The sequence below is a fragment of the Sphingobium baderi genome (assembly GCF_001456115.1).
Taxonomy (GTDB): domain Bacteria; phylum Pseudomonadota; class Alphaproteobacteria; order Sphingomonadales; family Sphingomonadaceae; genus Sphingobium; species Sphingobium baderi_A.
Genome location: NZ_CP013264.1, coordinates 2805770 through 2829253, shown reverse-complemented (window position 1 = coordinate 2829253; position 23484 = coordinate 2805770). Strand labels below are relative to the sequence as shown.

The window sequence follows — 23484 nt, the reverse complement described above, 5'->3', positions numbered from 1 at the left end:
GCCATGGGACCGCAAGGAGCCGAGGGGGAAGGATCCCTTCCCCCAAAGCCTTCATCAATAGCGGTAGTGATCCGGCTTGAACGGTCCGTCGACGCCGACGCCGATATAAGCCGCCTGCTTTGTCGTCAGCTTGCTGAGCTTCACGCCCAGCTTATCGAGGTGAAGCGCCGCGACCTTTTCGTCCAGATGCTTGGGCAGGACATAAACTTCGTTCTTATATTCGTCCGCCTTGGTCCACAGTTCGATCTGCGCCAGCACCTGATTGGTGAAGCTGGACGACATCACGAAGCTGGGATGGCCCGTGGCGCAGCCGAGATTGACCAGACGGCCTTTCGCCAGGACGATGATCTTCTTGCCGTCGGCGAATTCGACTTCATCGACCTGCGGCTTGATCTCGGTCCACTTCATGTTGCTGAGGCCCGCAATCTGGATCTCGCTGTCGAAATGGCCGATGTTGCAGACGATCGCCATATTCTTCATCGCGCGCATGTGATCGACGGTGATGACGTCGGCATTGCCGGTCGCGGTGACGAAGATGTCGGCGCGGGTGGCCGCTTCCTCCATCGTCACGACTTCATAGCCCTCCATCGCCGCCTGCAGCGCGCAGATCGGATCGACTTCCGTCACCAGCACGCGGGCGCCGCCATTGCGGAGCGAAGCGGCGCTGCCCTTACCCACGTCGCCGAAACCCGCGACGACAGCGACCTTGCCCGCCAACATCACATCGGTGGCGCGGCGGATCGCATCGACCAGCGATTCCTTGCAGCCATAGAGGTTGTCGAACTTCGACTTGGTGACGCTGTCGTTCACGTTGATCGCCGGGAAAGGCAGTTTGCCCTTCTTCGCCAGTTCATAAAGGCGATGGACGCCGGTGGTGGTTTCCTCCGACACGCCCTTGATCGCCTTGACGGTCTGCGTCAGGTAGCCCGGACGTTCGGCAAGGAAACGCTTCAGCGTCGCGACGAAGATTTCCTCTTCCTCATTGGTCGGCGTGAACAATTCTTCCCCGGCCTCGACCCGCGCACCCCACAGCGCGAACATGGTGGCGTCGCCGCCGTCGTCCAGGATCATGTTGCAGGTCGTGTCGCCCCAATCGAAGATGCGGATGACATAGTCCCAATATTCCTCCAGCGTCTCGCCTTTTACGGCAAAGACGGGGATGCCCTTTGCCGCGATGGCGGCGGCGGCGTGGTCCTGAGTCGAGAAGATATTGCACGAAGCCCAACGGATTTCCGCGCCCAGCTCCGCCAGCGTCTCGATCAACACGGCGGTCTGGATCGTCATGTGCAGCGATCCAGTAATGCGCGCGCCCTTGAGCGGCTTGGCTGCGCCGAATTCCTCACGCAGTGCCATCAAGCCGGGCATTTCGGTTTCGGCGATCTCGATTTCCTTGCGGCCGAAATCGGCAAGGCTGATGTCGCGGATCACATAATCCTGCGCTTGAGCGGCGGGAGCGGTTGCCAAGGGAAGTCTCCATCGAACTAGAATTGCCGACGCCTCAAGCGCCGAGGATAGGGCCGCTTTATCAATCGAAGCGAACCATGGCAACTCGATATAAACTTTTCTTTATGTAGGTGTGGACATCAGGCCGATCCCGCGCCGCTCACCAGATGGGATGCATCGATCCCGGCCGCAGCGAAGGTCGTGGACCATTTCCTATCTGCCGGGGTGTCGAACAACAGGTCCGTGTCGCCATCGGCAAGGAACCAGCTATCGCCGGTCATTTCCTTCTCCAGCTGTCCAGTCCCCCAGCCCGCATAGCCCAAAGCCACGAGATAGCGGCTCGGCCCCCTTCCCTCGGCAATGGCCTTCAATATGTCGAGCGAGCCTGACAAACCCCATTTATCTCCGACCTGGACCATCTCCTGCCCGGCCCAGTCCAGGGAATGAAGGACGAATCCTCGCCGCGGTTCCACAGGGCCACCGCGCAAAACGGGACGGTCGGGCACATCGGAAGCGTCTATCTCGAAACTTTCGAGAAGATCGCGCAGAGTGACCCCATCCATTTCCTCCCCCACGGAAATGCCGAGCGCGCCATTTTCGTCATGTACGCAAAGGGCTATTACGGAATGGTTGAAACGCCAATCCGCCATTCCGGGCAGGGCCAACAGGAACTGGCCGCCATAAAAGCGTACGTCATCCATGCACCGACTATACGCACTGTTTGCCTATTGCCAAAGCCCCTCTGTCCTGAGTTCAAGGCAAGCAACCTGAAAGATTCCGTGGCGGCCCTGCCCTTGACACCGACCGTGGGAGCGCCGACCTCCCGTTCCTCACAGGCCAGGAGAGATTGACATGACGATAGCAAAAGGCGAGCGCCTTCCCGCTGCTACATTTGCGAAGATGACGGAAAACGGGCCGGAGCAGGTCGATTTCGACGCATTTTTCGCCGGACGGACCGTTGCACTATTTTCGGTCCCCGGCGCCTTCACGCCCACCTGCTCCGCCAAGCATTTGCCCGGCTTCATCGCAAAGGCCGATGCGCTGAAGCAAAAAGGCGTCGATGAAGTCGCCTGCACCGCCGTCAACGACGCTTTCGTCATGGATGCATGGGGGAAATCGGCCGGCGCGCAAGGCAAGGTCACGATGCTCGCCGATGGCAACGGGGATTTCGCCAAAGCCGTGGATCTGGTCATGGACGGCAGCAAATTCGGCATGGGCACGCGCGGCCAGCGTTTTTCGATGGTGGTCCGGGATGGCGTCGTCGACCAGTTGAATGTGGAAGCACCTGGCGATTTCAAGCTCTCTTCGGCCGAACATATGCTCGAACAGCTTTGATTTCCTACGGCCATGCGCTTGCCTCTAACAGCGCGAGCGCATGGCGATGGAGCATCTGCCTTCACTCCTTCACGTCCCTCATGTAATCAAAGCCGATGACACAAAGCATTGGCCGCGCCGCCGTCACGCAACTCGACCGAATTTACAGGAAATCCATCGAAGACCTGCGTGAAGCGATACGTGTCTATGCCCGCGACGGCAGTGTGCCGGCCACCGACAGTGCTGACAAACCGCGCTTCTGCTATCCAGAACTTCGGATCATCCACAATGGCGATTCCGACGCGCCTCCGCCCGGACGATCCTTTGCCCGGCTGTCGAAGCCGGGACGCTATGTCACCACTATCACCCGCCCCTCCATGTTCGCCGATTATCTCGCCGAACAAATCGATCTTCTGGTCCGCGACTATGGCGTGGAGGTGAACATCGGCCTTAGCGATCAGCAGATCCCTTTTCCCTATGTGCTCGACGGCCTCGACATCAGCGCGCTGGACGGCATCCCGCCGACGGAACTGGCGCGCTATTTCCCCGCGACCGAACTGGCCGAAATCGGGGATGAAATCGCTGACGGCCTGTTTGCGCCTGATGCGGAAGGGGATCGCCCGCTTGCCCTGTTCGACGGCCTGCGGACGGACTTTTCTCTAGCGCGCCTGAAGCATTATACGGGCACGCCGCCTGAGCATGTCCAACGATACATCCTGTTCACCAACTATCATCGCTATGTGGATGAATTCGTCGCATGGGCCTGCGAAGAAATGCAGCGGCCCGACAGCCGCTTCACCGCTCTTTCGGGAGCAGGCAGCGTCTATGTAACCCCGGAAACGGCTGACCCGGCCCGAATGATAGCCGACAGCGCCTGGCGCAAGCATCAAATGCCCGCTTATCACCTGATCGCTCCCGACCGCAGCGGGATCACCTTGGTCAATATCGGCGTGGGTCCGTCCAACGCCAAGACGATCTGCGATCATCTCGCGGTTCTGCGCCCGGAAGCGTGGCTGATGATCGGTCATTGCGGCGGATTGCGCCCCAGTCAGCGGATCGGCGATTATGTGCTCGCCCACGCCTATCTTCGCGACGATCATGTGCTGGACGAGATGCTGCCGCCCGAAATTCCCGTTCCTGCCATTGCCGAAGTGCAGGTCGCCCTCGCAAAAGCCGCAGAAACCGTCTTGGGAGGCGGAAAGCCTGAGGACTTCAAGCGCCGCCTTCGCACCGGAACGGTTGTGACCACCGATGATCGCAATTGGGAATTGCGTTATTCCCATTCCGCCCTGCGCTTCAGCCTTTCGCGCGCGGTCGGGATAGATATGGAATCGGCGACCATCGCAGCGCAGGGATATCGGTTTCGCGTGCCCTATGGAACTTTGCTCTGCGTTTCCGACAAGCCTATCCATGGTGAGCTGAAACTGCCCGGTCAGGCCAATCGCTTCTATGAAGAGGCGATTGCAGGACATTTGCGTGTGGGCATAGAAACCTGTGAACTGTTGCGTCAGGAAGGCCCCCGGCTGCACAGCCGCAAATTGAGAGCCTTTAACGAGCCGCCCTTCCGTTGATCGGAGTTAGGCGGCTGCACGCCAGATGCGGACCCGATCCTTGCCGTCCTTCTTGGCCCGATAGAGCGCGCTATCGGCGCGCGCGACCATATCGTCCAGACATTCGTCCTTTTCATGCAGGTCCGCGATACCAAAGCTGGCCTGCAATTTCACCTGCGGCGCTTGCGGCAATGCCATGCAGCCAATCTCCATGCGAATGCGCTCCATGACGTCAGCGGCCGAGGTGGAATCGCTGTCCACCAGAAGTAACCCGAATTCGTCGCCACCCAGGCGGCCCACAATATCCCCTCGCCGGATCGTCGCTGTCACCAGTTGGACGAAACTCCGCAGGGCCGCGTCTCCCGCAATATGACCATGGTTGTCATTCAGCGCCTTGAAGCCATCCAAATCGCAAATGACCAGTGTCAGCGGACGACCATGCCGCTTGGCATTGGCAATTGCGCGCGCGGTAGCTGCCTCCAGGCCCAGGCGGTTGAGCGCATCGGTCAGCACATCGCGCTGCATCCTGAGGCGCAGTTCATGGGCCAGGTCCCCCGCGACGACGAGCACGGCCGAAACGCAGGTGCCTACGTAGATTGATGGTAAGCCTAACGCCATGATCACCCGGTAGCTGTCCATGGCGTCTTGCTGTCCTCCCCAGTTCAGGCCCGCGCTGGTCGCCAGACAAGCTTCAAAGACAGCGAACAGCAACAGCAGGGCGAAGAAAGCCATTTCCGGCGCGCTGAAGCGGCGGCCCCGTGGCCACAGCGCGGCAGCCGAGCTCAGCATCATGATGCCGGCATATCCGGGGATCGCCATCCCCTGTAGCGGTCCATTTCTTGTCAAAGCCGCATAAACCCCCACGATCGCACACGGAATGATCGGCACAAGCAGCCACCGCCAGGGAACTGCTCTCCCCGCCCGCTGCCGAACGCCGATAAAGGTGAAGGTGGCGCTGGCCATGATTGCCAGCGCCGTCATACTGATCAACAATGGGCTGCCAAAATACAGTCCAGCGCCGTTCAGCGCCCATTGAACGACCGATATGCAATAAGCGATCGCCCAGCTTCGCACATGGCGATGGCGACCGAATTGCGTCCAGGCGATCCCCATAGCGATTGCCATAATCGCACTGGTGAAGAAAAGCAGGGCAAGGAGAATGATGGCAGGGTTCACAGGTCCTACCCATTAATGCCTTTACTTTACGATTACCAGCCGCAAGACTTTCCTTTATTTTGTTCCTGCAACCATTTCTGCAAAGGCGCAAAATATGCGAGCAACGCTTTGCCTGATATATCCCGCTGACCGGTGAAAGCCTGCAACGCATCCGGCCATGGCTTGGAAGCCCCCATTTCGAGCATAGTGTTAAGTTTCTGCCCTACTGCCTTGTTTCCATAAAAAGAACAGCGATGGAGCGGCCCTTTCCATCCGGCTTGCCTGCACGCTGTCTCATAGAATTGGAACTGAAGGACGCGCGCCAGGAAATACCGTGTATAGGGCGTATTGCCGGGGATATGAAATTTGGCGCCGGGATCGAACGCCGTCTCATCGCGGGACACCGGCGGGACGATGCCCTGATACTGGCGGCGCAGATCGTTCCACGCCTGTTCATAATGATCCGGCGCGATGGTCCCGTCGAACACGCCCCAGCGCCACTTGTCGATCAGCAGGCCAAAGGGCAGGAAGGCTACCTTGTCCATCGCCTGCCGCAGCAGCAGCCCCATATCCTTGTCCGGGCCCGGCACCTTTGTTGCATCGAGCAGCCCGATCTTCACCAGATAATCCGGCGTGATCGACAGCGCGACGAAATCCCCAATCGCCTCATGGAAGCCGTCATTGGCGCCATCCAGATACAGGTAAGGATGGTTCTGATAGGCGCGCTGATAATAGTTATGGCCCAGTTCATGATGGATAGTCACGAAATCGTCGCTGTTGACCTTTGTGCACATCTTGATCCGGATGTCGTCCTTATTATCGAGATCCCATGCCGAAGCATGACACACCACGTCGCGGTCCCGCGGCTTTACGATCTGCGAGCGGTCCCAGAATGTCTGCGGCAGCGGCTTGAATCCCAGCGAACTGTAAAAGCCTTCGCCCGCCTTCACCATCTTTATCGGATCATATCCCCTGGCCGTCAGCAAGTCGCCAATGTCATAGCCAAGGTCGCCAATGCCCTTGGGCGCAACAATGTCATAGATATTGCCCCATTCCTGCGCCCACATATTGCCCAATAGGTCGGCGCGGATCGGCCCGTTGTCGGGCTGCACCGGATTGCCATATTTCTCGTTGAGCTTGGTGCGGGTGTAGCAATGCAGATCGTTATAGAGCGGCTTCACTTCCGCCCATATCCTGTCGGTCAGCTTGGCGAAATCATCGGCCGGCATGTCATATTTGGATCGCCACATAGCTCCCGTATCGGCAAAGCCCAGTTCTTTCGCTCCGGCATTGGCGATAGAAACCAGCTCCGTATAATCCTGCCGCATCGGCGCGCCGACATTGTCGTGCCAACTCACCCACATTTCCTTGAGTTCATCGGGGTTGCGACTGGTGCCCATGGCGGCTTCGATATCGCTGCCGTTGATGGGCTGGCCGCGTAAAGTCCCTTTTCCCTTGCCATAAGCCGATTGCAGGCTGGTCGCGAGGCTGTTCAACTCATCCGCCGCCCCCGACGTCGTCGGAGCAGGCAATGTCAGTGCGGTCCGCAGCATCAGCAGTCGCCGCTTCGTTTCCGCGCTCAGCCCCGGCGCGTCCGCGAATTTCGCCGCCTCCAGCGCATAGTCCACTGTCATTCGCGTGCGGATCGCCCCGAAATAAGCGGCCAGCGCGTCGCTATCGTCATTGATGTAGGTGGCATTGATCCAGTCCGCATGGTTTTGAACCAATGACTGATCGAACATCGCCTTTTCCGCCTTTTCGAGGAAAGCGTTGGCGTTGGTGGCCGGAGGCGTCGTCTCCTGCTGGGCCACGGCCGGGGAAACGACGAGCGCGGCCGAAAGCACGGCCATGGAAGCAAGCATTTTCATGGAAACAGCCCCTTGCAGATGTCTCTATGGGGCCAAAGTGACTTAGCGAAGCGATACAGTCAAGCGGACAGGAAATCCGTCATGGCCTGTCCTAGTTCCTTACGCGTGACGGCATTCATATGATTGCCGGGAATCTCGATATAACGTCCATCCGGCAACGCTTCGGCCAAAGCTAAAGCACTGCCATTATCCTGATCTTCCTGGCCGCAGATGACGGCGGTGGGCTGGACAATGGAAGCTAACGCCTCCCGTTCCGTATCCACGAAAGTTTTCAATATGTGCAGCAGAGCGACCGGATCGCCCTTGGTCGTCTTGAGGAAGGCTTCGGTCATCCATTCGGACGTGCCGCGCTCGAACGTGCCGAGATTGGTGAGCACATTGCGGTAATAGCCACCCTTGCCATGGGTATCGACCAGTCCTTCCACGCCCATGCCCGCCACGATCAGGCGGCGCGGCGCGGCTCCGTTCACCACCATGCGAACCGCGGTGCGCGCGCCCAGCGAATAGCCGCCCAGATCAAAATCGGTAAGGCCCAACTGCTCCACCAGGGCAAAACCGTCCTGCATCAGGGCATCGGCGGGATAGGCCTCGACATCGTGGGGCTTTCCGCTTTCGCCATGCCCTCTCAGGTCCGGCATGATGACGCGGAAGCCATGCTCCACCAGCTTCGCCGCGTGGCCATAGCGTATCCAATTGGTGTAGGCGTTGGAAAAATAACCGTGGATCAGCACCACGTCGCGTCCTTCGCCCATTACATGCACAGCAATGGGCAGGCCATCGAAACCCTTGATCTCCAACGTTTCGATTCCCGCTTCATTCACGGCCTGCATCCTTCATGACGGTGGCAGCAAAAGGAAGGGCGCTCCGTGTCGAGAAAGCGACCGCCATCCCCGCACGGCCCTTAAAGCACATATTTGCTGAGATCCGTGTCCCGCGCGATGCTGCTCAATTGCCCTTCGACATAGGCTTGATTGATGACCAGCGTTTCGCCCTGCCGGTCCTCCGCTTCAAAGCTCACATCTTCCAGCAGCTTTTCCATGACCGTCTGCAAACGGCGCGCTCCGATATTCTCCACTTCGCCGTTTACTTCCGCCGCGATGCGCGCGACGGCGCGTATGCCATCGGGGGTCAGATCGATGGTGACGCCTTCCGTCGCCAGCAGCGCCCGATACTGCGCCGCGAGGCTGGCCTTCGTGTCCGACAGGATCGCCACGAAGTCATCCTCGGTCAACGCCTTCAATTCCACGCGGATTGGCAAACGCCCCTGCAATTCGGGCAGAAGGTCGCTGGGCTTTGCCACATGGAAGGCACCCGATGCGATGAAGAGGATATGATCGGTCTTAAGCGGCCCATATTTGGTCGAAACCGTGGTGCCCTCGATCAGTGGCAGCAGGTCGCGTTGCACGCCTTCGCGGCTTACCGATCCGCCTCGCACGTCACTGACGGCGATCTTGTCGATCTCGTCGAGGAAAACGATGCCGTTCTGCTCCGCGCTTGCAATGGCGACGCGAGCGACATCGTCCTGATCGAGCCTCTTGTCCTGTTCTTCCTCGACCAGCTTGTCCCAGGCGTCGGCAACGCGCATTTTGCGGCGCTTCTTCTGCTGCTGGCCAAACGCCTTCGACATCATGTCGGACAGGTTTATCATGCCGACCTGACCACCCATGCCGGGGATTTCCATGGGCATGGAGGGAGCCTCGGCGACTTCCACTTCCACCTCCACATCATTCATCTGGTGGCTTTCGATCCGCTGACGGAAGGACAGACGCGTGGCTTCGCTCGCTTCCTTGCCGGTGAGCGCGTCCAGCAACCGCTGCATCGCCGCCTCCGACGCCGCCTCCCGCACGGCTTCCCTGCGGCGGTCGCGTTCCAGTCGCACCGCTTCCTCGACAAGATCGCGCACGATCTGCTCGACGTCGCGACCGACATAGCCGACCTCGGTGAACTTGGTCGCCTCCACCTTGACGAAGGGCGCATCGGCCAGCTTCGCGAGGCGTCGGCTGATCTCCGTCTTGCCGCAGCCGGTGGGGCCGATCATCAGGATGTTCTTGGGCGTCACCTCATCACGCAGGTCAGCGGGCAGGCGCTGGCGTCGCCAGCGGTTACGCAGCGCCACGGCGACTGCGCGCTTGGCGTCCGCCTGTCCGATGATATGCGCGTCGAGCGCCGAAACAATGGCTTTGGGGGTAAGGTTGTCGTTCATGATCGTGTCTTGAAATCCGCAGAAAGACAGGGCGGCAAGCGTCAGGTTGCGCTCGCCAGTTCTTCGATGGTCAATTGGTCGTTGGTGTAGACGCAGATGTCGGCGGCAACCGCCATTGCCTTGCGGGCAAGGACTTCGGCGTCCTCTTCATAATCCACCAGCGCCCGCGCCGCCGCCAGAGCGTAATTCCCGCCCGACCCGATCGCCGCCACGCCGTTCAATGGTTCCAGCACGTCGCCATTGCCCGTCAGGATCAAAGTGACATCCTTGTCCGCGACGATCATCATCGCTTCGAGGTTACGAAGATATTTATCCGTCCGCCAATCCTTCGCCAGTTCGACGGCCGCGCGCATAAGCTGGCCGTTATGCCGCTCCAGTTTCGCCTCCAACCGCTCGAACAGGGTGAAGGCATCCGCCGTGGCTCCGGCAAAGCCGCCGATCACCGACCCGTCATGCAAGCGGCGGACCTTGCGGGCATTGGGCTTCATCACCGTCTGGCCCATGGAAACCTGTCCGTCGCCGGCCACGACGACTTTGCCATTCTTGCGGACGGACATGATGGTGGTGCCATGCCATACCGGCATGGAATGACTGCGTTGGTCGTTCATGGCCCGGCATATGGGATGAAGAACGCAGCCATGCAAGCATCGCCCGGCAGGCGTCCAATTGTGTCATTTTGGAGACGATCCCCCGCGGGCCACTGGAACAAGCCCTGCGACTCTGGCATTGTGCATCGCAGCAACACGGAAAGGACGTGCATGTCCCTCAAGGCCAGAGCTCGTGAAAAGGTCGAGCGCGCGGGAATTTCCAACTATTCCTTCGACCAGGATGTGCTGGTGATGTGCGGCAATCGCTACACTGTCGAATCATGCGACTGCGGGGAACCCGATTGCGATGGCGTCCGCTTGCTCAAGGACGCGCCCGTCGCCGGCCGCGTCCTTCAATAAGTCAGGGAATGATCCGACATCCCGTCCCGGTCAGTTGATGACCTTTTCACCAGCTCTGCCGACGGATTCGATATCCCGGCCAGCCCCCTTGACCGTATTGCAGGCGGCCAGGGCGGAAAGAAGAAGCCCGGCAATCACAAGGGCAGCGGTTTGGCGCATGGAATAAACACTCCTTTTCGATAACGGACCGACTATAGCGCCGAGAAGCGCGAGGCATAAACCCATTTTGTGAATTTGCCCCGTCGCACCTGCTTGACAGGCTGCGCCACGGATGCCAATGGCCCACCTCCCTCAGCGGGCGCGTAGCTCAGCGGTAGAGCACACCCTTCACACGGGTGGGGTCACAGGTTCAATCCCTGTCGCGCCCACCATGGCCTTGCCGCCATGGCTGGACATAATATTTCCCGGCATTGATCTTTTCATCCAACGCACGCTAATTCTGTGCGCCTGATCTGGCGGCCGCGCGAGGGCGCCAAGGCGAAAGGATGACGATGCCCTCCAAACTCTCCCGCTCTACCGCGCTCGTGGCCCTGTTGGCTGTTCCGGCTCTCCCGGCCATGGCGCAGGGAAAGCTGACGCTGGAGCGGGTTTTCGCCAGCCCGGACCTTTCCGGCCCCCAGCCCCGTGCGCTGAAACTTTCCCCTGACGGAAAGCTCGTCACCCTGCTCAAGCCCCGTGAAGATGAGAAAGATCGCCTCGATCTCTGGGCTGTCGATACGGCCACGGGCGCGCAGCGGATGCTGGTCGATTCGAAGAAGGCCGGAACCGGAGCAGATCTTTCCGAAGCCGAAAAGATGCAGCGGGAACGCGACCGCTCCGTTGCGGGCAGCTCCGGCATAGCGACCTATGACTGGGCGCCTGATGGCAGGAATATCCTGGTCCCTGTGGACGGCGATCTCTACCTTGCCGCACTGGACGGAAAAGTCACCCGCCTCACCGACACGCCCGAAGGTGAGTTGAACGGTATCGTCAGCCCCAAGGGCGGCTATGTCTCCTATGTCCGAGAGGGTAATTTCTTCGTTCAGCCCATAGATGGCAAAGCCCGGCAGCTTACGAACGACGCCAGCGACATGCTGACCTGGGGCGTCGCCGAATTCGTCGCGCAGGAGGAAATGGATCGCCGCACCGGCTATTGGTGGGCGCCCGATGAAGCCCATATCGCCGTCGCCCGGGTGGATGAAAGCCCGGTCGGTATCGTCACCCGCACCGCCATCGGCGGAGAGGGCACGAAGGTCTACCAGCAACGCTACCCCGCCGCAGGCACCGCCAATGCCCTTGTCGACCTCTACATTATGAGGCCCGACGGCACCCGTCAGACTAAAGTAGACCTTGGTCCCGATCGCGACATTTATCTCGCCCGCGTGGACTGGTCGAAGGATGGCAAAACCCTCTACGTCCAGCGGGAAAACCGCGATCAGACACGCCTGGACCTCCTCGCCGTCGATCCAAGGACGGGCAAGGCGAAGGTCGTCCTCACCGAAATCGCCAAAAGCTGGATCAATCTTTCCAACAATTTCACACCGCTAAGCGACGGCAGCTTCCTCTGGTGGTCGGAAAAGACCGGCCATGGCCATCTCTATCACATCCGTGACAGCCAATGGACGCCCCTCACCAGTGGTGACTGGGAAGTCCGCGACATTATTGGGGTCGATGAGTCGAAAGGGCTTGTCTACTTCACCGCCAACCGCGAAACTCCGCTGGAGCAGCAGGTCTATGTCGCCCCCATCGACAAAGCGGGACCACTCCGCCAACTCACCCGGAATGGCTGGTGGAACGATGCTGTCATGGATGGCAAGGCGAGCCGGATCGTCGTCTCCCGCAGCAATACGGACCAGCCCAAGCAGGTTTATCTCGCCGACGCGAATGGCAAACAACTGCAATGGCTGGAGGAAAACGCGATCCGGGGCGAACATCCCTACGCCCCTTATCTCGCCGACCATGCAAAGACGCGCTTCTATACCCTGAAAGCCGGGGACGGCACCACGCTGCACGTCCGCATCATGACCCCACCGCTGGAACCGGGCAAACGCTACCCCGTCTTCATGCTACATTATGGCGGCCCTGGCGGCGGCCGACAGGTGACGAACCAGTGGGGCGCGCCGATTTACCAATATCTGGTGAGCAAGGGCTGGGTCGTCTTCGCCATCGACAACCGCGGCACGCCCGATCGCGGCAAGGCGTTCGAGGATCATATCTTCCGCGCCATGGGCACGGTCGAGGTGGACGATCAACTGAAAGGCGTGGAATGGCTGAAGAACCAGCCCTATGTCGACCCGCACCGGATCGCGACCTATGGTTGGTCCTATGGCGGCTATATGTCGTTGAAGCTGCTGGAAAAGGCTCCCGGCGTCTTTTCCGCCGCCATCGCGGGCGCACCGGTCACGAAGTGGGAGCTTTACGACACCCACTATACCGAACGCTATCTGGGCAAGCCGCAAGACAAGCCCAGCGCCTACCCGGCATCCGATGCGGTTGACGATTCCGTGAAAATCAAGGACCCCCTGCTCCTGATCCACGGCATGTCGGACGATAATGTCGTGTTCGACAACGCCACCGCGATCGTGGCGAAGATGCAGCGCGCAGGTATTCCGTTCGAGATGATGGCCTATCCTGGCCAGACCCATCGCGTCGGCGGTTCCGGCGTCAGCGTCCACCTGTGGCGCACGATCGAGGATTTTCTAGACCGGCGCGGCGGGAAGCCGGAAAGTGCAGCCCCCTGACGACGGTCCAATCCGCATTGCGCCAACATCCTTCTCCAGAAGCTACGCTTTCGCGCAATAAACCGCATAAAGCTGGACAAATGACGCAACGACGCTATGGCGCCCACTCCGCAATTTTGCATGGAGTGGAGTGTTTAGTCATGGGTTACAAGGTCGTCGTCGTTGGTGCCACGGGCAATGTGGGCCGCGAGATGCTGACCATTCTCGCCGAACGCGAGTTCCCGATTGACGAGATCGCGGCGGTTGCTTCGCCCCGGTCGCATGGCACCGACGTTGATTTCGGTGACACTGGCAAGACACTCAAATGCAAGAATATTGAACATTTCGACTTCGCCGGATGGGACATCGCCCTGTTCGCCGCAGGCTCCGGCCCGACGGCTGAATATGCGCCCAAGGCGGCGGCGGCGGGCTGCGTCGTGATCGACAATTCGTCGCTCTACCGCATGGACCCGGACGTGCCCCTGATCGTGCCCGAAGTGAACCCGGACGCCATCGACGGCTACAAGAAGAAGAACATCATCGCCAATCCCAACTGCTCCACCGCGCAGATGGTCGTGGCGCTCAAACCCCTGCATGACGCAGCCACGATCAAGCGTGTCGTCGTCGCCACCTATCAGTCGGTTTCCGGCGCGGGCAAGGCGGGCATGGACGAACTGTTCGAACAGTCGCGCAACATCTTCGTCGGCGATCCGGCGGAGGCGAAGAAGTTCACCAAGCAGATCGCCTTCAACGTGATCCCGCATATCGACGTTTTCCTGGACGACGGTTCGACCAAGGAAGAATGGAAGATGGTCGCGGAAACCAAGAAGATCCTCGATCCCAAGATCAAGGTCACGGCGACTTGCGTCCGTGTCCCCGTCTTCGTGGGCCACTCCGAAGCGTTGAACATCGAGTTCGAGAAGGAAATATCGGCCAAGGAAGCGCAGGATATCCTGCGCGAGGCGCCCGGCGTGATGCTCGTCGACAAGCGCGAGGATGGCGGTTACGTCACCCCGGTCGAGTGTGTGGGCGATTATGCCACCTTCATCAGCCGCGTACGCGAGGATTCAACCGTTGATAACGGCCTCTCGCTCTGGTGCGTCAGCGACAACCTCCGCAAGGGCGCGGCGCTCAACGCGGTGCAGATTGCGGAACTGCTAGGCCGCCGCCACCTGAAAAAGGGCTAAGGCTTTTATGTCATCCTGGCGTCGCCGTGTTGGAAGGCCTTCTTTCAACACGGCAGCCCACCGGACCACGACCGTGGCCGTCCGGCTAGCGGATATAGCTTGAGCCTCCATCGACGGGGATAGTCACGCCGGTAATGTATCTGGCGTCAGGGCTGACGATGAAGGCCACCGCGCGGCCGATATCCTCTTCGGTATCACCCACCCGCCCCAGCGGTATGGCGGCCAACATGGCCTCTGCCCGCTCCGGTTCATCCGCGAAGAAGCGTTCCACAGCCTCAGTCCGCGCCACAGGCATGATGGTGTTGACCCGAATTCCATCCGGTCCCCATTCGTTGGCAGCGGCCCGAGAGATGGCGTTGAGCGCCGCTTTTGTCGCAGCATAGATGCCACGCCGATGGGCGTTGCCGGAGATGGCTATGCCCGAGGAAACGTTCACAATCGCGCCATCGCCTTTGAGGTGTGGGTGACATAGGCGCATCAGATGAAGCGTGGCAACGGGGCCCGTCTCCCAAGCCGCCTGCACTAGCGCATCATCAATCTCCAGCAGCGTCCCATGGGGTACGATAGCGGCATTGTTAACCAGGATATTAATGCCGCCGAACCGTTCCAGGGTCGCCGCCACCAGCCGCTCCAGATCGGCTACGCGGGTGATGTCACACACTATGTCCAGCGCGACGCCTCCCCTAGCCTCGACCTCCTTTCGTACAGCACTCAAGGTTTCCGGTGTGCGGCCGCAGATGACAAGCTGAGCCCCCGCCTCGGCAAGCGACAAGGCAATGCCGCGCCCGACGCCGTGCCCCCCGCCGGTAACGATCGCAGTACGTCCACCAAGTGCCGGCATGCTTCACCTCCTGTTGCTGTCGCGCCGGATGGAGACCCCGGACACTGAAATAATGGAGCGATATGACTGGGTTGCTCATGCATCCCGCTCTATTGAGCGGTTGTGGCCCATGCATCTTCACAACGTCAAGCCTAACAAAATAATGCAGGAACGGATCAAGAAGGGTCGGCAAATAGCCGATATTCATCGCAGATGCCGAGGCGGTCTATACGACCATTTCACCATAGTCGTCGTGATTATCCGGTAAATTGGGTGAGGCGGCGATCTGCGCCATGCCTGCCTGGGCATGGCCATCGCAGCCTATGTAAAATCATATATTGCGATTCATTATTAATAGCCCTACGTGCGCCTTAGTTAAGACTGCGTCGCAATAGAAGGAGATGTCCATGCTCGCTGCTCGCTCGCTTGCTCTTTGCGGAGTCGCGCTTCTGGCCTTGTCGGCGAACGCCACCGCGCGGGCGGAAGATCAGCTCGCCGCTTCTCCTGAAAATTCAAACGACGCACAGGATAGCATCGTCGTCACCGCCGCTAATGCCGGCACGAAAACGGAAACGCCGCTCATCGAACTCCCTCAGCCAATCAAGGTTATCTCTTCCCACCAATATCTTTCGCAGGGCGCGATCAGCATCAGCGATACGGTGAAGTATGCCGCAGGCGTGCTCGCCAATCCTTATGGTCGCGACACCCGCGTCGACGGTTTCAACGTGCGTGGCATCGATGCCCTGCAGTTCCGTGACGGCATGCGCGATATCTTTTCCTATTATGCCAGCATCACATCCGACCCCTATAATTTCGACCGCGTTGAGATCGTGCGTGGTCCGGCCTCCGTGCTTTTCGGCCAGGGTTCGATCGGCGGCCTCGTCAATCTCGTCTCCAAGACGCCGGGGTTCGAGACGCGCGGTGAAATCAGCATGGTTTACGGCAGTTTCGACCGCAAAGAAGCGTTGGGTGACGTTAACGTCGCACTGACCGACAATCTGGCGATCCGCGCGGTCGGCCGTGTCCGCGATGCCGATACCTATATCGATCATGTTCCCGACGACCGCGTGATGTTCGCGCCCTCGATTCGCTGGCAACCGACCCCTGACACCGACATTGTCCTGACCGGCCTCTATCAGGAAGACGACACCGGTTCGACCTCTCAATTCCTGCCGATCGTCGGCACTTTCCGCCCGAACGAGGCCTATCCTTCTGGTCGGCTCGGCCAATATGCCTTCGTCGGCAAGCCCGGCTGGGACCGCTATAATGGCCGTTCGCTTCAGGGCGGCGGCTCCATCACCCACAGCTTCTCCGATGCAGTCCGGCTCAGCCTCAAGGCGCGTTATATCGACAGCAATCTTGAATATTTTACCCATTATACCGACAGCTACACCAATCCAACCAATCCCTTCGACACAGATGGTCGAACCATCGGCCTCTATGCAGACGCCAGCGATGCGCGGATGAACGTCTTCTCGACCGATAACAATCTCCAGTTCACCTTTAACACGGGCGCAAATATCGAGCATAAGCTGCTCGTCGGCGTCGACTATAGCTGGAACAAGGTCGGCAAACGCTACGCCGGCGGGGTTGAGACGATCGACCTCTACGAGATCGATCGGGATGCGCTGCTGACCTACTATCCAACCGGCCCTTTCGTCTATGAATCGCAGAAGCAGCTCGGCGTCTATGTGCAGGATCAGATTCGCTTCTTCGATCGCGTCTCGGTCGTGCTGGGCGCCCGCCGTGACCATGTCACCGGTTCGTCGGGCCAAAAAGACAATGCCACGACTTTCCGCGCCGGCATCATCGGTGAAATGGGTGCCGGCATCTCGCCCTTCTTCAGCTATACCGAGAGCTTTCTGCCGGTCGCAGGTTCCATCCAGAATGTCGACGGCACCATCGGTTCTCCCTACCGGCCCCAGACCGGCACCCAATTCGAGGCAGGGGTGAAATGGCAGCCCGCGCCAAACACATTGGTGACGGTCACCGCCTTCCACATCAAGGAGCGCAACCGCCTACTCTATCTGGCGGGCAATGCGACGACCCAGTCGGGCGAACTGACGACCAAGGGCTTTGAAGTTGAGGCAAGCCACACCCTGCCCGGCAATTTCGAACTGCTCGCCAATTATGGCTACAGCAAGCTCAAGTCTGAAGTGAACACCAGTCTCGACTATATGCCGCGCCACACGGCGTCGATCTGGTCGACCAAGACGTTCGGCCTCGCCGACGCGGCCCAGCTGCGCCTGGGTGGCGGCGTGGTCTATAGTGGCAAGAGCATATCGACCAGCTCGCTCTGGTCGATCGTCACCCCGTCTCGCACTACGGTTGATGCTCTGGCGGAGATCAACTGGCAGAGCTGGCGCTTTGCAGTCAACGCGACCAACCTGCTCAACAACAAATATTATGCCTCTTGCCTTGCACGCGGCGACTGTTTCGTAGGTGCGCCCCGCAATGTCATGGGCACGGTCGGCTATCGCTTCTGATGCTATGCCTGATGCAATCCGTGCCTCTGCGAAATCGAAGGCACGGATTGCATAAACGAAACGACAGGCGTCAAATGCTACGGCCCAGATTCCTGCCGTTCCCGGAATTGAGAACAACTGATTGATACATCCGTTTGGCTCGCCTTGCGGAGGATTAAAAAGGGATTCTCTCTTTTCCGAGGGTTGGGCAATAGAGTGGGCGCATCGACGCACATTTCTGGCTTTTCGATGTCCGATTCATCATGATGGGGCCGGCTTCGGCAAAATGATCCGAGTGCGCCAATCTATTGTGCCCACTATTTTCGGAGAGTCATCCCGCTAAGCTTCTGATTGTCAGCGGCCATAAAAGGCGGCGGCATGGAAAACAGGAGGGGATGCAGATGAATCATCGTTTTCAAGTTGGCCTGGCGGCGCTCGCTACCTGTCTGGCAGGGCAACCCGCGCTGGCGCAGCAAAGTTCGCCCGCGCAATTATCCTCCGATCTCAGCGGAGACATCATCGTTACCGCCCGGCGACAATCCGAACGGTTGCAGGACGTGCCCATTTCGATCATCGCCATTGATGGCGACACCCTGAACGAGCGCAACGTCAAGACGCTGAACGACCTGCCCGCAGTGGCCGCCGGTCTGAGCGTCCAGAACACCGCGTCCAACCGCAACGACACCACCTTTTCCATCCGTGGACAAGGCCAGACATTCGGTCAGAACTCGCCAGGCGTCGTCACCTATTTTGCGGATGTGCCCGATTTCGGAAAGCAGTTCTTCGACCTGGAAAATGTGCAGGTCCTCAAGGGGCCGCAGGGCACGCTATTCGGCCGTAACACCACAGGCGGCGCCGTATTGTTCGTGCCGCGCAAGCCCGGCAATGAGTTTTCCGGTTATGTGATCGGGCGTCTTGGTTCCTATGACCGGCACGATCTGGAATTCGCGATGGGCGGTGCGCTCATTCCCGATCAGCTCATGGTTCGCTTGTCAGGACAGATTCTGCGCCGTGATGGGTTCACCAAAAACCTGTTCGACAACTCACGCACGGACAATGAACGCAAAACCTCGTTCCGGGCCAGCGTCGTTATCCAGCCTTTTGAATGGCTGGAGAACTATTTCATCTATCAATATACCCATATCAATGAGGCAGGCTCCGGCGCCGCCATCGCCGGGTTCACGCCAGCTTCTCTCAATCCGAACATTGCCCCACTCGAAGGTCAGTTGACCACCTATCTGGCGGAACAGCTTGCGCGAGGGCCGCGCACAATCAATGTCAATTTCCCATTGGGCAATGGTCTCAAATCCAAGGGTTTCGTCAACACCACGACTGCTAAGATCAACGACAATATTTCGGTCAAGAACATCTTCAGCCGACGCTTGTTCAAGCAGAAGACCGACTATGATATCGACGGCACGCCATTGCCCATTCTGGACGTCAGCAATCCCTATCAATCCGATTTCAATATTGAACGTACCGAAGAAGTGCAACTGCACGGTGAATTCGGTATGCTGACCGGCACGATCGGCTATTATGACGAATATTTCAAATCGCCGCCCAGCGTTGGGTTCGACACGGTGCAATATGTGCTGGTGCCTTTCGGAGGGCCGATCAGGGCCTTTGCCATCGGCAACAGCAAAAACACCAGCAAGGCGGGTTATGCACAATTCGACCTCCGTCCGACCGACGGACTGACGCTTACCGCTGGTATACGCAGAACCAAGGATTTCCGCTCTTCGACCAGTGCAACGACGCTTGTGCCCTTCCCCGGCGTTGAAATTCCGCTGGGAGGCGCAACGGTCTCAGGCACGTTCAAGGCGACGACCTGGAATCTAAACGCCCTCTATGAGATTAATCGGGATATCAACGTCTACGCATCCGTCCGGAAGGGCTATAAATCCGGCGGCTTCAATTCCACTGCGCTTAATCCCGCTGACCGTTTTTTCGCGCCAGAAACCGTTACGGATTATGAGATCGGCCTGAAATCGCAATGGCAGCTTGGCGGGTGGCAGCTCAGAGCCAATGTCGACCTTTTCTATGACGACTACAAAAACATCCAGCGTTTCGTGAACCTCAATACGACGCCGGCGTCGACCGTCACCCGGAACGCGGCGGCAGGCAAGATCAAGGGAGTTGACGTCGATCTGGTGGTCAAACCTGTCAAATGGTTCGATGTGGCTGTCAAATATACCTATCTAGATGCTAAATATGACAGCTACACCGACCCTTCGCTTGGCGACCTGAGCAATAGCCGGTTTCCTAATTCGCCCAAGCATCAGCTCAATGTCACGCCGCGCATAACATTGCCTATACCGGAAAGCCTGGGGAACGTGACAGCAACGGCGAATATTTACTATCAAAGCCTGATCGCCTTCGATCCGGTGAACCGCTTTAACGGGAATCCCATAGCGGCGCTCAGCGTTCCTGGCTCCATCGCGCCGTCCTATACCAAGATAGACCTGCGTCTCGACTGGCGGCGTATCGCCGGCAGTGGCTTCAGCGCCGCGGTGTTCGCCCGCAACGTCACCGACAAGGACTATATCGTCGGCGGCAATAATCAGCTCCCCACCCAGTTCGGGACGGTCGCCTATCTCTATGGCGAACCGCGCATGTTCGGCGTGGAAGGACGCTTTGAATTCTGATGGAAGGGCGGCGCCGCGGAAGGGGGAACTCGCGGCGCCGATCATAACGCAGTTTAGGAGATGAACATGCAAAAGATCAGTCTTTTTATTACCTCCGCCCTGGCCATCGCATCCGCGAGTGCCGTGGCGGCGGACAGTCCTCCCCCCACCTCCGCAGAACCCAAGGCGCAATGCAGCGTCGATGCGCTCCAGAAAATCGCGCCCCAGGGCACCAACATCCTGAGCGCCGATCAACTGCAGATGCCGACGCCTTTTTGCAAGATTGTCGGAACCGCCAAGGCGACCAAGCCCGACTCCACGATCAATTTCACTCTCTCGCTGCCCACTAACGAATGGAACGGCCGCTATTATTTCATGGGTCTGGGCGGGGCTGCCGGTTTTATGCCGCCTGCCAACCCCAAGCTGCTTGGCGCGGGCTTCGCCGTAGCCGTGACGGATACGGGACATCAGGGCACGATCCTCGACTGGAGTTTTGCAAAGGATAATCCGACCGCGATGCTGGACCACGCCCATCGGGCCGGTCATGTCACCGCTGTCGCGACGCAGGCTTTGACGCGGGCCTTTTATGGCGCTCAGAAAATGTATCGCTATATGCTCGGCTGCTCGGGCGGCGGCCGGATGACCGAGCAGGCTATCGAACGCTATCCCGACGATTTCGATGGCGCTGTCGTGGGGGCGCCGGGGCTGGGATGGGACCCGTCCTGGTTCACCTGGACCACGCAGCAGATATTCCGCACGCCTAATGCCTGGGTTGCGCCCGCCAAGCTGGCGCTGATCGAGCGGACTGTCATCAAGCAATGTGCGTCACCCAATGGGCTGGTCGCAGACCCCAATAGCTGCGGCTTCGACCCGGCATCCTTGCTGTGCAAAGGAGGCGATGGCCCCAACTGCCTCACCAAGGATGAAGTAGATACCGTCAAGGCGATCGCCCTTGGCCCGCCCGCGGTATATCCCGGTCGGCCACGCAATGGATTTGCGCTTACCAATCCTACCGGCTGGACACAGTTCTTCATGGGCGCCACCCGGCCCGTTAAGGGGCAGGCCAATCCCTGGGCGCCGTCGCCCCCAACGGCAGGCTACATCATCGCGAACAGCTTCATGCGCGATATGTTCATCCGTGACCCCAAGCTGGACGTGATCGACGGATTCAGTTTCGACAATCCAGCAGACGTCAAGCGGCTGGCCGAAGGCTATGATTGGGCGGACCTGTCCCCCCGTCATCCGGAAAAACTCTCGGCCTTCAAGGCAAAGGGCGGCAAGGTAATCTATTGGCACGGCATCGCTGACCCCGGAATCCCGGTCAGCGAGATCATCACCCATTACAACGACCTTCAACAGTCCGTCCCCGGCAGCAGCGATTTCGCACGGCTGTTTCTGGCACCGGGAACATATCACTGCGGAGGAGGCATGGGACCGCAGGACGTCCCCGATCGCGCACTTGAAAAGCTTATCGCCTGGCGTGAGCGCGACATTGCGCCCGACACTATCGTTGGCACAGGCCCCAGCGTGCCAGAGGGCTTGCCCGAGGGTATGCCTGGACGCCCGGCTCCCGATGCCATGATTTCCCCGACCCGCACGGTGTTGATGTGCGCCTATCCCAAAACAGCGAAATTCAACGGACGACCGGGCGATTTCGGTTTCGATGCAGGCAATTACAGCTGCGTCGATCCCAAGTGACCAGCCCCGCAAGGAGAGGATGATGACGATGACAAGGCGGGATTTCGCAAAAGGTGCAGCGGGCGCGACCGCTGGCATATTGGCGCCGGCGGCCGTGAGCGCGGCAATCCCTGCGGCTGGGAGTAACGATCTCCATTGGGCCACGGCAACCGACCTTCGCGATCGGATCGCGCGCAAGGATGTATCGGTGACGGAGGTTGTGCAGCACTTCCTCGACCGTGCCGACACGCTCGACAAGACGCTTCACGTCTATGCCACGCTCGATCGAGCCGGAGCGCTGGAGCAGGCCAGGGCAGCCGATGCGGCGATTGCCCGCGGCGATCGGTTGGGGGCGCTTCACGGCGTTCCCATCGCGGTCAAGGATCATATTCCGGTTGCGGGCCTTAAAGGACATCAGGTGGGCGATAAGCCTGCCGCGATATCCCGGAATGATCATTTCGGCGTCGAGCGTCTCAGAAAATCCGGTGCTATCATCATGGGCACCAACAGCATGCTCGGTGCAGGCGGCGGTGGTGCGCTGGCAGGCGAAGGCATTTTCAAACCCTTCAACTGGGACGCGGAAGCCCGCAGCCCCTGGGACACCAGCCGTGTGCCCGGCTGGTCGAGTTCCGGCGGCGCAGCGGCCGTGGCCGCCGGCATGCTGCCGGTTGCCATCGGATCGGACGGCGGCGGCTCCACCAGGCTACCGGCAGCCTATAGCGGCGTCGTGGGCATGCATCCGACCGGCGGGTTGATCCCCGAACTCGATTATACCAAACCACGTCCGCCCGCTGGTATCACGGTCGGTCCGCTCACCCGCAGCGTCCGCGATGCTGCGCTGGTGACACAGGTGATGGCAGGCCCCGATGGCCGCGATCCCTTTTCGATCCAGACCGAGCCCGATGATTTCCTGGCAGGGATCGACAGGGGCGTGAAAGGCATGCGCTTGGCCTGGACCGACGATTTCGGTTTCACAGAGCGCTATGCCGGGCCCGAAAGCGCCCGGGTGATCGCACTGTGCCGGGCCGAAGCCGCAAAAATGGGTTCGCTCGGCGCCAACGTCGCGGAAACGAAGGAAGTTTGGGATGACATCATGCCCAACCGCATGGCGCAGTGGCTCGCTTTCTACCCAACCGAAGGGTTGCCGCTGCCGCCGCCCGAGGTAATGCAAGCCGGTTTCGAGGCGCGCGGCCGTAACTGGGACCGCTTCCGCAAGCTGTTTGCGACGCATGACCTGATCCTTTCAGCGACATCGCAGCTCATCACCCGCCCGATTGCCGAATGGGAAGCGGGCTGGACCACCGATGGCCCCAAATATCCGGGTGGAAGCTTCATGGGTAGCTATTGCAGCCACACCGATATGTTCAACTGGCTGAAATTCCCCGCCATCTCGGTTCCCTGCGGTTTCGTCGACGGCTTTCCAGTGGGTCTACAGATTGCCGGCCCTCCGGGTAGCGAGGCGAAAATCTTTCGCGCCGCCCAGACCTATCAAGCGGCTTTCCCGCGCAATGAGCGTCCCAAGGTAAGTTAAT

At 59.5% G+C, this 23484-nt stretch carries 18 protein-coding genes and 1 tRNA gene; 10 read left to right on the top strand and 9 right to left on the bottom strand.

The features are described 5' to 3' along the window. Nucleotides 1-54 precede the first annotated feature (54 nt). Together ahcY and ATN00_RS13845 are read right to left on the bottom strand one after the other, a co-directional pair. A complete protein-coding gene (gene ahcY, locus ATN00_RS13850; RefSeq protein WP_062065675.1) occupies nt 55-1464 on the bottom strand; it encodes an adenosylhomocysteinase in 1410 nt (469 codons plus the stop codon). A 119-nt stretch (nt 1465-1583) separates the two neighbouring features. Then, nucleotides 1584-2144: a YqgE/AlgH family protein gene (locus ATN00_RS13845; protein WP_062065672.1), complete on the bottom strand. Its 561-nt coding sequence runs from the start codon at nt 2142-2144 to the stop codon at nt 1584-1586. Nucleotides 2145-2295: 151 nt separating this feature from the next. Between ATN00_RS13845 and ATN00_RS13840 the strand changes: the two genes are divergently transcribed. Beyond that, complete coding sequence (locus tag ATN00_RS13840) at nt 2296-2778, top strand: peroxiredoxin (protein ID WP_062065669.1); 483 nt, start codon at nt 2296-2298, stop codon at nt 2776-2778. Nucleotides 2779-2873: 95 nt separating this feature from the next. Then, a complete protein-coding gene (locus ATN00_RS13835; RefSeq protein WP_062065666.1) occupies nt 2874-4328 on the top strand; it encodes an AMP nucleosidase in 1455 nt (484 codons plus the stop codon). 6 nt (nt 4329-4334) lie between these two features. On the opposite strand, the gene ATN00_RS13830 is transcribed toward ATN00_RS13835, so the two are convergent. The 5 genes from ATN00_RS13830 to hslV all read right to left on the bottom strand — a co-directional run bounded on the left by ATN00_RS13830 (nt 4335) and on the right by hslV (nt 10141). After that, nucleotides 4335-5483, bottom strand: a complete 1149-nt coding sequence (locus ATN00_RS13830) for a GGDEF domain-containing protein (protein ID WP_062065663.1) — start codon at nt 5481-5483, stop codon at nt 4335-4337. Between the two features lie 32 nt (nt 5484-5515). After that, complete coding sequence (locus ATN00_RS13825; protein ID WP_062065661.1) at nt 5516-7330, bottom strand: M2 family metallopeptidase; 1815 nt, start codon at nt 7328-7330, stop codon at nt 5516-5518. 59 nt (nt 7331-7389) lie between these two features. Next, a complete protein-coding gene (locus tag ATN00_RS13820) occupies nt 7390-8160 on the bottom strand; it encodes an alpha/beta fold hydrolase (RefSeq protein WP_156415284.1) in 771 nt (256 codons plus the stop codon). 71 nt (nt 8161-8231) lie between these two features. Next, nucleotides 8232-9533, bottom strand: coding sequence for an ATP-dependent protease ATPase subunit HslU (gene hslU / locus ATN00_RS13815; RefSeq protein WP_062065658.1), 1302 nt, complete (start codon nt 9531-9533; stop codon nt 8232-8234). A gap of 41 nt (nt 9534-9574) precedes the next feature. Continuing rightward, nucleotides 9575-10141 carry an ATP-dependent protease subunit HslV gene (gene hslV / locus ATN00_RS13810; protein ID WP_062065654.1) on the bottom strand — a complete coding sequence of 189 codons (567 nt, stop codon included), beginning with the start codon at nt 10139-10141 and terminating at the stop codon, nt 9575-9577. 150 nt (nt 10142-10291) lie between these two features. Between hslV and ATN00_RS13805 the strand changes: the two genes are divergently transcribed. After that, on the top strand, nt 10292-10480 hold the full coding sequence (locus tag ATN00_RS13805; protein WP_062065651.1) for a hypothetical protein: 189 nt from the start codon (nt 10292-10294) through the stop codon (nt 10478-10480). A gap of 30 nt (nt 10481-10510) precedes the next feature. Here the strand turns inward: ATN00_RS13805 and ATN00_RS13800 are convergent, their stop codons facing one another. Further along, the gene (locus ATN00_RS13800) at nt 10511-10639 is read right to left on the bottom strand and encodes an entericidin A/B family lipoprotein (protein ID WP_062065648.1); all 129 of its coding nucleotides are present in this window, start codon (nt 10637-10639) and stop codon (nt 10511-10513) included. 137 nt (nt 10640-10776) lie between these two features. On the opposite strand from ATN00_RS13800, the gene ATN00_RS13795 reads away from it, so the two are divergent. From ATN00_RS13795 to ATN00_RS13785, 3 genes are all read left to right on the top strand, one after another. Beyond that, nucleotides 10777-10851, top strand: a tRNA-Val gene (locus ATN00_RS13795). Nucleotides 10852-10965: 114 nt separating this feature from the next. After that, nucleotides 10966-13200, top strand: coding sequence for a S9 family peptidase (locus ATN00_RS13790; RefSeq protein ID WP_062065645.1), 2235 nt, complete (start codon nt 10966-10968; stop codon nt 13198-13200). Nucleotides 13201-13340: 140 nt separating this feature from the next. Then, a complete protein-coding gene (locus ATN00_RS13785; protein WP_062065642.1) occupies nt 13341-14366 on the top strand; it encodes an aspartate-semialdehyde dehydrogenase in 1026 nt (341 codons plus the stop codon). 85 nt (nt 14367-14451) lie between these two features. Here ATN00_RS13785 and ATN00_RS13780 read toward each other — a convergent pair whose 3' ends face one another. Then, nucleotides 14452-15207, bottom strand: coding sequence for an SDR family NAD(P)-dependent oxidoreductase (locus ATN00_RS13780; RefSeq protein ID WP_062065639.1), 756 nt, complete (start codon nt 15205-15207; stop codon nt 14452-14454). Nucleotides 15208-15593: 386 nt separating this feature from the next. On the opposite strand from ATN00_RS13780, the gene ATN00_RS13770 reads away from it, so the two are divergent. The 4 genes from ATN00_RS13770 (at nt 15594) to ATN00_RS13755 (ending at nt 23483) form a co-directional block, all read left to right on the top strand. After that, nucleotides 15594-17672 (top strand): TonB-dependent siderophore receptor, encoded by a 2079-nt coding sequence (locus ATN00_RS13770; RefSeq protein WP_062065633.1) that lies wholly within the window; start codon nt 15594-15596, stop codon nt 17670-17672. 380 nt (nt 17673-18052) lie between these two features. Then, entirely contained in the window at nt 18053-20296 is a 2244-nt protein-coding gene (locus ATN00_RS13765; protein ID WP_197413603.1) for a TonB-dependent receptor, read from the top strand. A 66-nt stretch (nt 20297-20362) separates the two neighbouring features. Continuing rightward, complete coding sequence (locus ATN00_RS13760) at nt 20363-21973, top strand: tannase/feruloyl esterase family alpha/beta hydrolase (protein ID WP_062065627.1); 1611 nt, start codon at nt 20363-20365, stop codon at nt 21971-21973. 19 nt (nt 21974-21992) lie between these two features. Beyond that, complete coding sequence (locus tag ATN00_RS13755) at nt 21993-23483, top strand: amidase (RefSeq protein ID WP_231746284.1); 1491 nt, start codon at nt 21993-21995, stop codon at nt 23481-23483. Nucleotide 23484 lies beyond the last annotated feature (1 nt).